Origin of the sequence: Asanoa iriomotensis (genome assembly GCF_016862515.1) — a bacterium.
Taxonomy (GTDB): domain Bacteria; phylum Actinomycetota; class Actinomycetes; order Mycobacteriales; family Micromonosporaceae; genus Asanoa; species Asanoa iriomotensis.
Map to the genome: position 1 here is coordinate 76,757 of NZ_BONC01000001.1, position 13,650 is coordinate 90,406.

Consider the following 13,650-nt stretch of genomic DNA (forward strand, 5'->3'; position numbering starts at 1 on the left):
CCCAGGCGCCGTCGGATGTCCGCCTGTGAGGGATTCTCGGCCAGCGCCTCAGGACGGAGGCGGACACGAGGTGCGCGGGAGAGAACTCAGGACTCGGCGCGGCCGTTGCGCCAGTAGCCCATGAAAGCCACCGACTTCCGGTCCCAGCCCAGTTCCTTCACCAGATGACGCCGCAGCGTCGTGATGGCGGCCGACTCGCCCGCCAGCCACGCGTAGCGGTCGCCCGATGCGCCCTCCTCCGGGACCTCCCAGATGTCGCCGTCCGGCTCCAGGTCGTCGACGACCCCGCGGACGCCCGACGGGACCGGTGTCCGGTGGCCGGCCACCACGTGCCGGACCGCCGCCACCAGCCGCGAGCCGTAGTCGTGCTCGCCGTCCCGGCACACCCACGAGATCCGGACCCCCTCCGGCGCCGCGAGCGGCAGCGCGTCCGACGGGTGCGGGATCTCCAGGACCACCTCGCCGCGGCTGTCGGCGGACAGGCGCGACAGGATCGACGCCACCGCCGGCACCGCGGTCTCGTCGCCCGCGATGAGCAGGCGCGCGCCCGACGGCGGGCGGAACTCCAGGCCGCCGTGGTCGCCGTCGTGGTCGGCGTTCGGACCGAGCAGGACCAGCGAATCGCCCGGTGCCGCCACCAACGCCCAGCGCGAGGCCGGGCCGCCGTCGCCGTGCAGGACCATGTCGACGTCGACCTCGCCGAGGTCCGCGCGGACCGCGGCCGCCGTATAGGTCCGGATCGGGTTGCGGTGCTCGTCCGGCAGCGCGCGCCACCGCGACCACCAGTCCTCGTCGGTCGGCAGGAACGCGAACCCGAACGACGGCACCGGCAGGCACAGCTTGATCCGCTGGTCGTAGCCGTTGTCCGCGAACGACGTCAGGCAGTCGCCGGCGAACGTCACGCGGACGAACGACGGGCTCAGCCTCCGCACCGCGCGCACCGTCACCGGGAAGAACCGCCACGAGGGGGTCATGACACACCTCCAGACGCGGTACGCGACCGCCACAGAAGCCAGACGAAATACGGCGTGCCGATCAGCGCCGTCACCAGACCCGCCGGGATCTGGGCCGGTGCGATGACCGTGCGGCCGAGGGTGTCGGCCGCGCTGACCATGAGGGCGCCCAACAGGGCGGCCACCGGCAGGGCCCGGGCGTGCCGGGCACCGACCAGCGCCCGCGCGGCGTGCGGCGCCACCAGGCCCACGAAACCGACCACCCCGACCGCCGACACCGCCGTCGACGTCAGCAGGGCCGCCGACACCAGGGCGACCAGGCGCGTGCGCTCCAGCCGCACCCCGAGCACCCGCGGCGTGTCCTCGTCCAGCGCCAACAGGTCCAGGTCCCGCCGCGCATAGGCCAGCAACGGCGCCGCCACCAGCAGCGCGACCAACACCGGCACGACCTGCCCGGCGGTACGCCCGTAGGTCGACCCCGACAGCCACGTCAGCGCCTTACCGGTGTTCCACGGGTCGGTGGCGATGATGATCGTCGTGATCACCGCGAACAGGCCCGTCTGCACCCCGATGCCGACCAGCACCAGCCGGTCGGAGCCGAGCCCGCCGCGCCACGACAGCCGATAGACCAGGACGAAGGCCAGCAGCGCGCCCAGGCCGGCGACGCCGGACATCGCCCACACCGACGCCAGCGGCACGAACGAGATCAGCGCCACCGCGCCGACGCCCGCGCCGGCCGAGATGCCGAGCAGACCCGGCTCGGCGAGCGGGTTGCGGCACACCGCCTGGACGGTGGTCCCCGCCACGGCCAGCGCCGCACCGGCCAGCAGCGCCGCGAACACGCGCGGATACCGCTGGTCCAGCACGAAGGTGTACGCCGGCCCCGTCTGACCGGAAATCCAGTTGGAGATGTCGCCCAGCAGCACCCAGGTGTCGCCGAACAACATGCCGACGACGACCGCGGCAACCGTCGACACCGCGCAGACGACAAGCACCAACACGAAAGCCCGCGACGACCGCAGCCGCCCCGACGTCGACTGTGGAGTGTTGCCCGCGTCCCGGTGCCGGCGCGCCAGCCACACCAGCACCGCAGCGCCGAACAGCGACGTCACCACGCCGGTCGGCACCTCGACACCGGCCTGCGCGCCGACGAGCGCCCGCAGCAGCACGTCCGACCCGACGACGACGAGGACGCCGACGATGCCGGCCAGCGGCAGGAAGACCCGGTGCCGCTGGACGCCGGGCACGGCGCGGGCCAGCAGCCGCACGATGACCGGCGCGCACAGGCCGACGAAGCCGACCGGACCGACCAGGGTGACGGCCGCCGCGCACAGCAGCACCGTCAGCACCACCACGACCAGCCGGGTGCGCCGCACGTCGACGCCGAGCACGGTGGCCGGGTCGTCGCCGAGCGCCAGGATGTCCAGCCGCCGGGCGGCCAGCAGCAGCGCGAGGGTGGCGAGCAGCACGACCGGGCCCATCCGGCTGACGGCCACCAGGTCGCTCTGCACCAGCGAGCCGTTGCCCCACGCGTACAAGCCGATGGTGTTCTGCTCGAAGAGCAGCAGGAGGACCGTCGTCAGCGACTGGAGGGCCAGCGCGACCGCGGTGCCGGCCAGGATCAGCCGGGTCGGGCCGGCCCGCCCGCCCGCGGAGAGCGCCAGCACCAGGCCCGCGGCGGCGAGACCGCCGAGGAACGCGAGCCCGCTGGAGACGAACAGCGGCAGCGTGAGCCCGAACGCGGACGCCGCCACCACCGCCAGGAACGCCCCCGCGTTGACGGCGAGGGTGTCGGGCGAGGCGAGCGCGTTGCGGGCCAGCGACTGCAGCCCGGCACCGGCGAGACCCAGCGCGACCCCGACGACCAGGGCGGCCAGGAGCCGCGGCAGCCGGGAGGCGACGAGCACCTGGAGCGCGCCCGCGTCGGACGACCCGAACAGCAGCCGCACCAGGTCCGCGAAGCCGACCGACGACGTCCCCTGGGTCAGGTGGACGGCGGCGAGCACGCACGCGAGCGCGAGGGTGACGGCGAACGCCGCCACCACCCGCACCCTGCGCGGCGCCGGGAGCGCGGCGACGGGAGCCGCCGCCCGCTCCACAGTGGAGAGGCTCATCAGGCCTTGTACGCCGCGACGACCGCGTCGATCCACTGGATGCACGACCTGGGCCCGCCGAAGGTCCAGATGCCGGCGGGCAGCTTCGAGACCTTGCCGTCCTTCACGAACGAGAGCGCGTCCCAGATCGCGTTTCCCCGCAGGCCGTCGGCGAACACGTCGACGCCGTCCGAGGCGTTGTAGAAGAACCGCACGTCCTTGCCGTCGAGCGCCTTCACACCCTCGACGTCGGTCTGCCCGAGCCCCCACGCGGGATCGCCGGCCGTGGTCCACGCGTTCGTCAGGCCGATCGCGGTGCCGAGGTCGGAGACCAGCGCGCCCTTGCCGAACATCCGGACGGAGACGGTGCTGCCTTCCTTCCAGCCGTCGGCCATCGCGAACTGCTTGCCCGCCGCGCCGGCCGAGGCGAGCTCGGTCTTGGCGGAGGCGATCCGCGCGTCGAGGTCGGCCAACAAAGCAGCACCTTCAGACTGCTTGCCGACCGCCGTCGCGATCATCGTGACGTCGTCGCGCAGGCGGTCCAGGTTCCGCGACGCGTCGCTGCCGATCGTCACCAGCACGGGCACGTACTTCTCGAGCTGCGCCACGATCGGCGCGCCCCGCTCGGCCTCCATCACGACCAGGTCCGGCTGGAGCGCCACGACCGAGTCGACGCTCGGCTCACCGCGCGTCCCGACGTCCTTCACCGACGCGGAAAGCGGCGCCGCGGTGTTCCAGACGGCGTACCCCTTGTTGTCGGCGTTCCCGACCGGGGTCACGCCCAAGCTGGTCAGGATCTCCGTCTCGCCCCACTCGAGGCTGACGACCCGAGTGGCCGGCCGAGGCAGGGTGATCTCCTTGCCCCGGCTGTCCTTGACGGTGACGGGCCCGGACGCCGCGGACGACGACGGCGCCGGAGCGCCGGCCTCCTCGGTGGTGCCGCAGGCGCCCACCGCCAGGACCGTGACCGCGGCGACGGAGAGCAGAGACAAACGCTTCATACGGATTCGCTTTCGGTACGCGACCGGGAGTGGTGCCGGCCGACGGGTCGGGTGGAGAGGTGGCCCGTCTCGGGGTCCACGAGGACGGAGACGGGAATGCCGTAGGTGTCGGTGAGGGCGGCCTCGGTGAACACGTCGCGGGGGGTTCCGGAGCCGACGACCCGGCCGTCCCGCAGCAGCACGACGGAGTCGGCCACGGCGGCGGCCTGGTCGAGGTCGTGCAGCACCACCCCGACCGCGACACCGTGCTCGTCGGCGAGGTCGCGGGTCAGGTCGAGGATCTCGACCTGGTAGCGCAGGTCGAGGAAGGTGGTCGGCTCGTCGAGCAGCAGCACACCGGTGTCCTGCGCGAGGCACGTCGCGAGCCAGACCCGCTGCCGCTCGCCGCCGGACAGCTCGTCGACCGCCCGGTCGGCCATCGCGGTCACCCCGGTGACCTCCATCGCCCAGGCGATCGCCCGCGGCCCGTCGGGATCGTCGGCCCGCCAGCGCCCCCGGTACGGATGCCGCCCGTAACCGACCACGTCGTGGACGCTGACGCCGGCCGGCACGGGCCGGCTCTGGGCGAGCAGCGTGACCCGCCGGGCGAAGTCGCGCGCCGACAACGCGAGCGCGGACTGCCCGGCCTCGAACAGCACGTCGCCGGCGACCGGCTTGTGCAGCCGGGCGAGCGCGCGCAGCAGCGTCGACTTGCCGCTGCCGTTCGGCCCGACGAGAGCGGTGACCTGACCTGGACGCAGCGTGATCGACGCGGCGTGCACGACCGGGTCGCCGTGGTAGGCGAGGTCGAGCGCGGCACCGCGCAGCCCGGTGCGAGTTTCCCCCTGCAACACGCGGATTAGGTTAGCCTAACTTGAGAAAAGGTCAACCTAAGCTCTGTCATGGACACTCCGTGACGACACGGTCCACGATCGGCGTACCCGCGCGCACCCCACGTGTAGCGTCATCCGGTGATGTCGGCGCTCTCCCCGCAACGGGCACTACGGCGGATCGTCACCGCGGCGGTGGTGTTCCTCGCGCTCGTCGTGACCGTCGCCCTCGCCTTCCACCGGTCCGTGCCCAACGTGGCCGGTTTCGGCAGCGTGCTCGACACCGCCGCACCCCTGCTGCTGCTCGCCGTGCCCGTGCTGATCCTCGGCGCCGTGCTGGCCCGCACCAAGGTCGCGGCCGTCGCGGCGCTCGTGCCCCTGCTCGTCTGGGGCCTGATGTTCGGCCGCGCCTGGCTGCCCAAGAGCGCCGACCAGGGCGCCACCCAGTTGCGGGTGGCCAGCCAGAACGTGAACGCCGCCAACCCCGACCCGGCCGCGACAGCCGACGCCGTGGTGGCCACCGACGCCGACGTGGTCGCGTTGGTCGAGGTGGCCGATGGCCTGCGCGAGCCGACCGCCGACGCGATGGCCGCGCACTACGCGCACCACGTGCGGGTCTCCACGGTCGAGCTGTGGAGCCGCTACCCGATCCTCGACTACGCGCCGGTCGACACGGCCCTGGGCTGGGAGCGCGCCCTGCGCGCCGTCGTCGACACACCCGAGGGCGAGCTCACGGTGTACGCCGTGCACCTGGGCTCGGCCCGCCCCGGCGTCACCGCGACCCGGGACCGGTCCCTGCGCGCGCTGGCCGACGCGGTGGCCGCCGACCCGGCCCGGCGGCTCGTGGTGCTGGGCGACCTGAACACGGCGATCACCGACCGGGTGATGGCCCCGCTGCGCGACCTCGTCCGTGACGCGCAGGCCGACGCCGGGCGCGGCCCGGGCGCCACCTGGCCCGCCTCGCTCCCGGTGATCCGGCCCGACCAGATCTTCTACCGCGGCCTCACCGCGACGATGTCCACTGTGGTGCGCACGCCGGAAACCGATCACCGGGCCGTGGTGGCAGGCTTCCATTTCGGCTGACCCACCGTCCACGGTGGAATCGGCATCCACTGTGGCCAGTCCGATTTGTCGCTAGTAGCACATAGCGAAGGCGAAGTTTCAAGACCATTAAGGGCGGGTAGCTTCGGCGTTCGTGACGGCAATGAAAGCGCTTTCAAAGTCGAAGGCGGCGACGATCTACGAAGTGGCCCAGCACGCCGGCGTGTCGATAGCGACCGTCTCGCGTGCCCTGCGCGACTCGGATCTCGTCACCGCCGCGACCCGCGCCCGGGTCCGCGCCGCCGTCGAGGCGCTCAACTACACGCCCAACCAGCTCGGCCGCTCGCTCGCCGAGGGGCGGCACGCCGCCAACGGGATCGTCTTCCCCGACCTGACCGGTCCGTACTACGCCGAGGTGGTCCTCGGCTACGAGGAAGCCGCCTCCGAGCTGGGCCGCAGCGTGCTGATCCTGGCCACCCACCGCCGCCGCGACGCCGAGGCCGCCGTGCTCGACCTGGCCGGCCGCGTCGACGGCCTGGCCGTCATGGGCAACACGGTCGGTGACGACACGGTCCGGGCGATCGCCGCCACCGGCACCCCGCTGGTGCTGCTGGCCCGCCCGCCGGTCGACGGCGTCGACACGATCCGCACCCGCAACGAGCGCACGGCGACCGCGCTCGCCGACCACCTGGTCGCGCACGGTCACCGCCGCTTCGTCTTCGCCGGCGACCCCGAGGCCGCGCCCGACATGGCCGGCCGGTACGGCGGGCTGGTCAAGGCGCTGCGGGCGCACGGGCTGCCCAAGCCGGAGCTGCGGCCGTGCGCCTACGACGTCGAGGCCGGCGAGAGCGTCGGCCGCGAGCTGATGGCCGACCCGCCGGACGCCGTCGTCTGCGCCAACGACGAGGTCGCCCTCGGCGTACACATCGCCGCCGAGGCCGCCGGCCGCTCCGTACCCGAAGACCTGGCCGTGACCGGATGGGACGACGTGCTCGCCGCCCGGTTCGCCGGCCTGACCACCGTCTCCCAACCGATGCGTGAGCTGGGCGCCATCGCGGCGCGCTGGCTCGACGGGCGCATCGGCGAACGCAACGCGGGCCCGGAACGCGCCGCACCACGGCGCCGGGTCCTACCGACGCAGCTCGTCGTGCGACGCAGCTGCGGGTCACACCCCGCGGAAACACCCAATCCCCTCGGAGGTACGGCATGAGAAGGACCAGGCTCGCGGCCGTGGCGGCGGCCGCGTTAGCCGTTTCGGTCGTCCTGTCCGGCTGCGGTCGCGACTCGGGCGGCGGCCAGGACGAGGCCCAGGCGGTCGCCGAAGGCAAGGCAACCGGCGAGATCACCGTCTGGGCGATGGGCACCGAAGGCGAGAAGCTCGGCGAGTTCGCCAAGGACTTCATGGCCGAGAACCCGGACGCGAAGGTCAACGTCACGCCGGTCCCGTGGGACGCGGCGCACCAGAAGATCGCCAGCGCCATCGCGGCCAAGCAGACCCCCGACGTGTCGATGATCGGCACGACCTGGCAGGGCGAGTTCGCCAAGACCGGCGCCCTCGACGCGACCCCGCCGGACCTGATCAAGAAGGACGACTTCTTCCCCGGCGCCTGGGACACCACGATCGTCGACGGCAGCTCGTACGGCGTGCCCTGGTACGTGGAGACCCGCGGCATCTTCTACCGCAAGGACCTGGCCGCCGCGGCCGGCTTCCCGGAGGGCCCCAAGACCTGGGAGGACCTCACGGCGATGGCCAAGAAGATGAAGGCCAACGGTGTACGCGAGGGCTTCCACCTGCAGCCCGGCAAGACCGGCAGCTGGCAGTCCGTGATGCCGTTCGCCTGGTCCAACGGCGCCGAGGTGGCGACCTCCGACAAGCTGAGCTTCGACACCCCCGAGATGACCGAGGCGCTGGCGTACTACCAGTCGTTCTTCAAGGACGGCCTGTCGGGCACCGACCTGCCCGAGGGCGCGCTGGAGCCGGACTTCGTCAGCGGCAAGATCGGCGCGTTCATCTCCGGGCCGTGGCACATCGGCCTGCTCCAGGAGAAGGGCGGCGCCGGCTTCGAGGAGAAGTTCGCCGTCGCACAGATGCCGATGAAGAAGTCGGCCACCTCGTTCATCGGCGGCAGCAACCTGGCGGTCTTCAAGGACGCCAAGAACCGCGACGCCGGCTGGAAGTTCGTGCAGTGGCTGAGCAAGCCCGAGGTGCAGGTCAAGTGGTACCAGGCGGTCAAGGACCTGCCGTCGGTGCAGTCGGCGTGGGACGACAGCACCCTCTCCGGCGACCCGTACCTGGCGGTCTTCGGCAAGCAGCTCGAGGACGCCAAGGCGCCGCCGGCGATCCCGACCTGGGAGCAGATCGCGGCGTCGTTCGACCTCGAGGTCGAGAAGCTGTGCAAGTCGAGCACGGACCCGGCGGCGACCGCGAAGGCCATCCAGGACAAGGCGTCCGCCATCGGAACCGGTAGCTGACATGGCCGGCGCCCCCGTGGCGACGGCCCCGGCGCGACCGGTCGGGGACACCCCCGACCGGCCCGCCGGGTCGGTCCAGCGGCGGCAGCGTCTGCGCCGGGCGCTGACCGGCTGGGCCTTCTCCGCGCCCTTCACCGTGCTGTTCCTGGTCTTCATGGCCGTCCCGGTCGTGGTCTCGCTGGTCATGAGCTTCACCGACCTGCGGTCCACGGACCTGCGCAACCCGTTCGCCGTCAACTTCGTCGGCCTCGACAACTACACGCGGCTCTTCGGAGACGACCTGTTCCTCAAGTCGTCGGTCAACACGCTCGTGTTCGTCGTGATCGGCGTGCCGCTGACGATCGTCGTGGCGTTGGCGGCCGCGACCGCGCTCAACTCCGGGCTGCTCCGCTTCCGGGCCCTGTTCCGGGTCGGCTTCTACCTCCCGGTGGTGACGAGCATCGTGGCCGTCGCCGTGGTCTGGCGGTTCCTGCTCGATCCCGAGGTGGGGCTGGTCAACAACCTGCTGCGGGTGGTCGGCATCGACGGGCCGAGCTGGCTGTTCGACACGAAGCTGGCGTTGCCCTCGCTGATCGTGATGGCGGCCTGGCGCAACTTCGGCTTCCTCATGGTGATCTTCCTGGCCGGCCTGCAGGCCATCCCCGGTGACCTCTACGAGGCGGCGACGCTCGACGGCGCGACCCGGTGGCAGCAGTTCCGCCACGTCACGCTGCCGATGCTGCGCCCGACGCTGCTGTTCGGCGGCGTCGTCACGGGCATCGGCTACCTGCAGTTCTTCGAGGAGCCGTTCGTGATGACGCAGGGCGGCCCGCTCTCGTCGACGCTGTCGGTCTCGTACCACATCTACAACCAGTTCGGCTTCGGCAACTACGGCTACGCGGCCGCGGCCAGCTACGTGCTGTTCGTCGCGATCGTCGCGCTGTCGGTCATCCAGTTCCGCCTGCTCGGGGAGCGCAAATGACGACATTGGACAGACCCGCCCGCGGCCGGGACCGGGCCGCCAAGGCGGTCCTCTACGTGATCCTGAGCCTCGGCCTCCTGGTCGTGGTCGGGCCGTTCGTCTGGATGGCGCTGTCCTCGCTCAAGCCGGAGAGCGAGATCCGTGACGTGCCGCCGACCTGGTGGCCGGAGACGTTCACGCTGGAGAACTTCCGCGACCTGTTCAGCCGGCTGGACTTCCCGCTGTTCTTCTTCAACTCGGCCCTGGTCGCCGTCGCGGTGACGGCGGGCAACCTGCTGTTCTGCTCGCTGGTCGGGTACGCGCTCGCCAAACTGCGCTACCCCGGCAAGCGGGTGCTGTTCCTGGCCGTGCTCGGCATGCTGATGGTGCCCGGCATGGTGACCTTCGTCCCGCAGTTCGTGCTGGTGAGCAACATGGGCCTGACGAACTCGTACGCCGGCCTGATCCTGCCGTTCCTGGTCGGGCCGTTCGGCGTGTTCCTGATGCGCCAGTTCCTCCAGTCGATCCCCGACGACCTGATCGAGGCCGCCCGGGTCGACGGCGCCGGCGAGTTCCGGATCTTCTTCCGGGTCGTCCTGCCGCTGTGCCGGCCGGCGCTCGCCACGCTCGGCATCCTCACGTTCCTCGCGTCCTGGAACAACTTCCTCTGGCCCCTCGTGGTCGCCAGCACGGAGGACAAGTACACGCTGCCGGTCGCCCTGGCGCTCTACAGCATCGGCCAGAACCGCACCGACTTCGGCCTGCTGCTGGCCGGCGCTGTCGTGGTCGTACTGCCGGTGCTGATCGTGTTCCTGCTCCTCCAGCGTCATTTCATGCGCGGCATCGCGACCACCGGACTCAAGTAAAGGAGACCCATGCGACGCATCCTCGCCCCCGTCGTCGCGCTCGCGTTGGTGTTGGTGAGCGGCTCGGCCGCGACTGCCGCACCCGGGAGTGCCGACCGCACGCTGACCGCCTACGCCAAGGACACCTGGCGGTCGATGGTCGCGATGACCAACCCGCGCACCGGGCTGGTCGCCGACAACATCACCGGTGACCTGAAGACCCCCTCCACCTACACCTCACCGACCAACGTCGGCGGCTACATGTGGTCCGCGGTCGTCGCCCGCGACCTCGGGTTCATCTCCGGCAAGGAGGCCCGGGACCGGATCTCCAAGACCCTCGACACGCTGGGTCGCCTCAAGCACCACGAGGCGTCCGGCATGTACTACAACTGGTACGACCCGCGGGACGGCTCGGTCGTGCGCGTCTGGCCGGACGACGGCAACACCGTCTACCCGTTCCTGTCCAGCGTGGACAACGGCTGGCTCGCCGCCTCGCTGCGCGTGGTCAAGGGCGCGGTGCCCGAGCTGCGCGGCAAGGCCGACGCGATTCTGTCGAAGATGAACTTCGGCTTCTACTACAACCCGGCCGCCAGCACGCCGTTCGGGGCCAGCGGTCTCATCGCCGGCGGCTTCTGGGACGAGGCGCCGCCCGGCTGCTCGCTCCAGCGCGACGGCGTCTGGTTCACCTGCAACCACTACGACATCACGGTGACCGAGCCGCGGATCGCCACGTACCTCGGCATCGGCGCCGGCCAGATCCCGGCGAAGGCGTACTACAACACCATGCGGACGCTGCCGGCCACCTGCGACTGGAGCTGGCACGAGATGCAGCCGGTCGGCTTCGACACCAGCTACCTCGGCGTGCCGGTCTACGAGGGCGCCTACCGGTACCGGGGGATCCAGTTCGTGCCGAGCTGGGGCGGCGACATGTTCGAGGCGCTGATGCCGGACCTGTTCGTGCCCGAGGAGCGCTGGGCGCCGAACAGCTGGGGCCGCAACCACAAGGCGACCGTGGCCGGCCAGATCGAGCACGGCATGAACGACGCCGGGTACGGCTACTGGGGCTTCTCCCCCGCCAGCGACCCGAGCGGCGGCTACGGGGTCTGGGGCGTCGACGCGATGGGCATGGACACCGACGGCTACCCGTCCGATGTGGAGAAGTCGAAGTACGACGCCGGCTTCGGCGACTGCCGACCGGCCGGCCCGGCACCGGACTACGGCGACGGCGTGGTGACACCGCACGCGGCGTTCCTCGCACTGCCGTACGCGAAGGGTCCGGTCGTCGACAACCTGGCGCGGCTGAAGGCCAACTTCGACTCGTACGGTCCCGGTGGCTTCTACGACGCGATCGCGGTCGGCAGCGGCACCGTGGCCAAGCGCTACCTGTCGCTCGACCAGGCGATGATCATGGGCGCCCTCGGCAACGAGCTGTCGAACGACCTCATCCGGCGCTCGTTCGTCGACACGCGGTTCGAGCAGCGGATCCGGCCGCTGATCGGGCAGGAGACGTTCAACATCCCGGCCGACCAGCCACTGCCCCAGCTGCGTGGAGCGGGCGCATGACGGTCGGCGACATCGCCTCGGAGGCGCGGGCACAGTGGGTCGCGATGATGGGCAGCGGCGGGGCGCAGGACCGCGCACCCGGCGAGCCCGACGCGGCCGACCTGCCCGCGCCCACAGGGCTCGTCGCGGCCACCGGCCGCGGCCAGGTCACCCTCCGCTGGGATCCGGTCGAGGGGGCCATCGGGTACGCCGTGCACCGCGCCACCAGCGCCACGGGACCGTTCACCGTTGTGGACCACGGCGGGGGCGATGTCCTCGCCGTGCCACACGGCCCCTACACGGACACCACCGTCGAGCCGGAACGCGAATACTGGTACGCCGTCGCCCCGCTCGCCACCGTCACGGCGATGGGTCCACTGTGCCCACCGGTGCGGGGCGCGGCGCTCGGCCCCGACTCGGCGACGCCGCCGTTGCTGCTCGAGGTCGACGCGGCCGGCGACGACGGCCCGCTGCACCGGCCGTGGCGGTTCATGGTCGGCTCGGAGCACCTGTCGCACCTGCTGTCGACGGACCGGACCGGCGGCCGCGAGATCGGCGAGGAGCTGCGCGCGGCGCTGGCCCGGACCCACGACGAGCTCGGTGTGGAGACCGTGCGCGCGCACGGGATCCTCTGTGATGACCTCGGCGTCTACCGCGAGGTCGACGGTGCGCCGGTGTACGACTGGTCCGGCGTCGACCGGGTCTACGACACCGTGCTCGCGCTGGGCATGCGGCCGATCGTGGAGCTCGGCTTCATGCCCCGGGATCTGGCCAGTGATCCGTCGCGCACGGTCTTCACGTACCGCGGCATCATCTCGCCGCCGAAGGACTGGGACCGCTGGGGCGACCTGGTCCGCGAACTCGTCGCCCACCTCGTCTCCCGCTACGGCCTCGACGAGGTGCGCGACCGCTGGGCGTTCGAGGTATGGAACGAGGCGAACCTGTCGGTGTTCTGGTCGGGCACGCCGGCCGAGTACTGGCGCCTCTACGAGGTGGCCGCCCGGGCGGTCAAGGACGTCGACCCCGGCCTGCGGGTCGGCGGGCCGGCCACGGCGGCGGTCGGCTGGATCGACCGGCAGCTCGAGGTCGACGCGCCGGTGGACTTCCTGTCGACCCACATCTACGGCAGCCCGCCGCTCGACCTGCGCGGCATCACCGCCGCGCGGGGCCGGGCGGACCTGCCGCTATGGTGGACCGAGTGGGGCGTCACCGCGACGCACGGCAACGAGATCAACGACACGGTCTTCGCCGCCACGTTCCTGCTCTGCGGGATGCGCTCGGCGGCGGGCCGGATCGAGTCGCTCGCGCCGTGGGTGGCCTCGGACCACTTCGAGGAACTGGGCCGGCCGCCGCGCTTCCTGCACGGCGGGTTCGGCCTGCTCACGGTCGGCAACCTGGCGAAGCCGAAGTTCTGGGCGCTGTGGCTGGCCCAGCGCCTCGGCGACACCGCGCTGCCGGCACGGATGTCCGGCGACGGCGCCGGCGGCATGGTCGAGTCGTGGACGGCTCGGGGCGCGGACGGCCGGGTCGGCGCGCTGGTCTGGAACGGCACGCTCGACCACTCGAAGCGCGACGGCGACAAGGTGCTCGACCGCACGGTCACGCTCCGCGTCGCCGGCCTGCCGGGCGGCCGCTACGCGCTGCGCCGCTGGCGGGTCGACGCCGACCACGGCAACGTCGCGGCCCGCTGGCAGGCGCTGGGCGGCGGCGACTGGCCGACGGACGCCCAGTGGGCGTCGCTGGCCGAGGCGGACCACCTCCCGGAGTCGGAGGCGGTCACCGTCGTGGAGCCGGTCGACGGCGTCGTGGAGGTGGCGGTGGACCTGCCCAACCCGGCCATCGCCTACGTGGAGCTGACGGCGGTCGACTGACGGCGAGAGCGGGGCCCCCGTGCCATGTGGGGCCCCGCTCGCACACCGGTGGCGATGGGACCGTCGCCGCCGGTTGAGCGCCG

Annotated in this window: 11 protein-coding genes; 7 read left to right on the forward strand and 4 right to left on the reverse strand. The window is 72.0% G+C overall.

The window, feature by feature from the left end; genetic code table 11:
* Positions 1–86 precede the first annotated feature (86 nt).
* Genes Air01nite_RS00340 through Air01nite_RS00355 form a run of 4 tightly spaced genes read right to left on the reverse strand, consistent with a single transcriptional unit; the run spans position 87 to position 4,877 of the window.
* Positions 87–974 carry a siderophore-interacting protein gene (locus tag Air01nite_RS00340; RefSeq protein WP_203699705.1) on the reverse strand — a complete coding sequence of 296 codons (888 nt, stop codon included), beginning with the start codon at positions 972–974 and terminating at the stop codon, positions 87–89.
* Positions 971–3,067 (reverse strand): iron ABC transporter permease, encoded by a 2,097-nt coding sequence (locus Air01nite_RS00345; protein ID WP_203699706.1) that lies wholly within the window; start codon positions 3,065–3,067, stop codon positions 971–973. The genes Air01nite_RS00340 and Air01nite_RS00345 overlap by 4 nt, the downstream gene beginning before the upstream one ends.
* A complete protein-coding gene (locus tag Air01nite_RS00350; RefSeq protein WP_239090395.1) occupies positions 3,067–4,047 on the reverse strand; it encodes an ABC transporter substrate-binding protein in 981 nt (326 codons plus the stop codon). Before Air01nite_RS00350 ends, Air01nite_RS00345 begins: the two co-directional genes overlap by 1 nt.
* A complete protein-coding gene (locus tag Air01nite_RS00355) occupies positions 4,044–4,877 on the reverse strand; it encodes an ABC transporter ATP-binding protein (protein WP_373310284.1) in 834 nt (277 codons plus the stop codon). Before Air01nite_RS00355 ends, Air01nite_RS00350 begins: the two co-directional genes overlap by 4 nt.
* Before the next feature lie 123 nt (positions 4,878–5,000).
* Between Air01nite_RS00355 and Air01nite_RS00360 the strand changes: the two genes are divergently transcribed.
* The 7 genes from Air01nite_RS00360 to Air01nite_RS00390 all read left to right on the forward strand — a co-directional run bounded on the left by Air01nite_RS00360 (position 5,001) and on the right by Air01nite_RS00390 (position 13,567).
* Positions 5,001–5,939 (forward strand): endonuclease/exonuclease/phosphatase family protein, encoded by a 939-nt coding sequence (locus Air01nite_RS00360; protein WP_203699952.1) that lies wholly within the window; start codon positions 5,001–5,003, stop codon positions 5,937–5,939.
* A 121-nt stretch (positions 5,940–6,060) separates the two neighbouring features.
* Entirely contained in the window at positions 6,061–7,107 is a 1,047-nt protein-coding gene (locus Air01nite_RS00365; RefSeq protein WP_203699707.1) for a LacI family DNA-binding transcriptional regulator, read from the forward strand.
* Complete coding sequence (locus tag Air01nite_RS00370; RefSeq protein WP_203699708.1) at positions 7,104–8,369, forward strand: sugar ABC transporter substrate-binding protein; 1,266 nt, start codon at positions 7,104–7,106, stop codon at positions 8,367–8,369. The genes Air01nite_RS00365 and Air01nite_RS00370 overlap by 4 nt, the downstream gene beginning before the upstream one ends.
* Before the next feature lies 1 nt (position 8,370).
* A complete protein-coding gene (locus Air01nite_RS00375; protein WP_203699709.1) occupies positions 8,371–9,330 on the forward strand; it encodes a carbohydrate ABC transporter permease in 960 nt (319 codons plus the stop codon).
* Positions 9,327–10,175, forward strand: a complete 849-nt coding sequence (locus Air01nite_RS00380; protein ID WP_203699710.1) for a carbohydrate ABC transporter permease — start codon at positions 9,327–9,329, stop codon at positions 10,173–10,175. Before Air01nite_RS00375 ends, Air01nite_RS00380 begins: the two co-directional genes overlap by 4 nt.
* A 9-nt stretch (positions 10,176–10,184) precedes the next feature.
* Entirely contained in the window at positions 10,185–11,717 is a 1,533-nt protein-coding gene (locus Air01nite_RS00385; RefSeq protein ID WP_203699711.1) for a glucoamylase family protein, read from the forward strand.
* Positions 11,714–13,567 (forward strand): GH39 family glycosyl hydrolase, encoded by a 1,854-nt coding sequence (locus Air01nite_RS00390; protein ID WP_203699712.1) that lies wholly within the window; start codon positions 11,714–11,716, stop codon positions 13,565–13,567. The genes Air01nite_RS00385 and Air01nite_RS00390 overlap by 4 nt, the downstream gene beginning before the upstream one ends.
* Positions 13,568–13,650 lie beyond the last annotated feature (83 nt).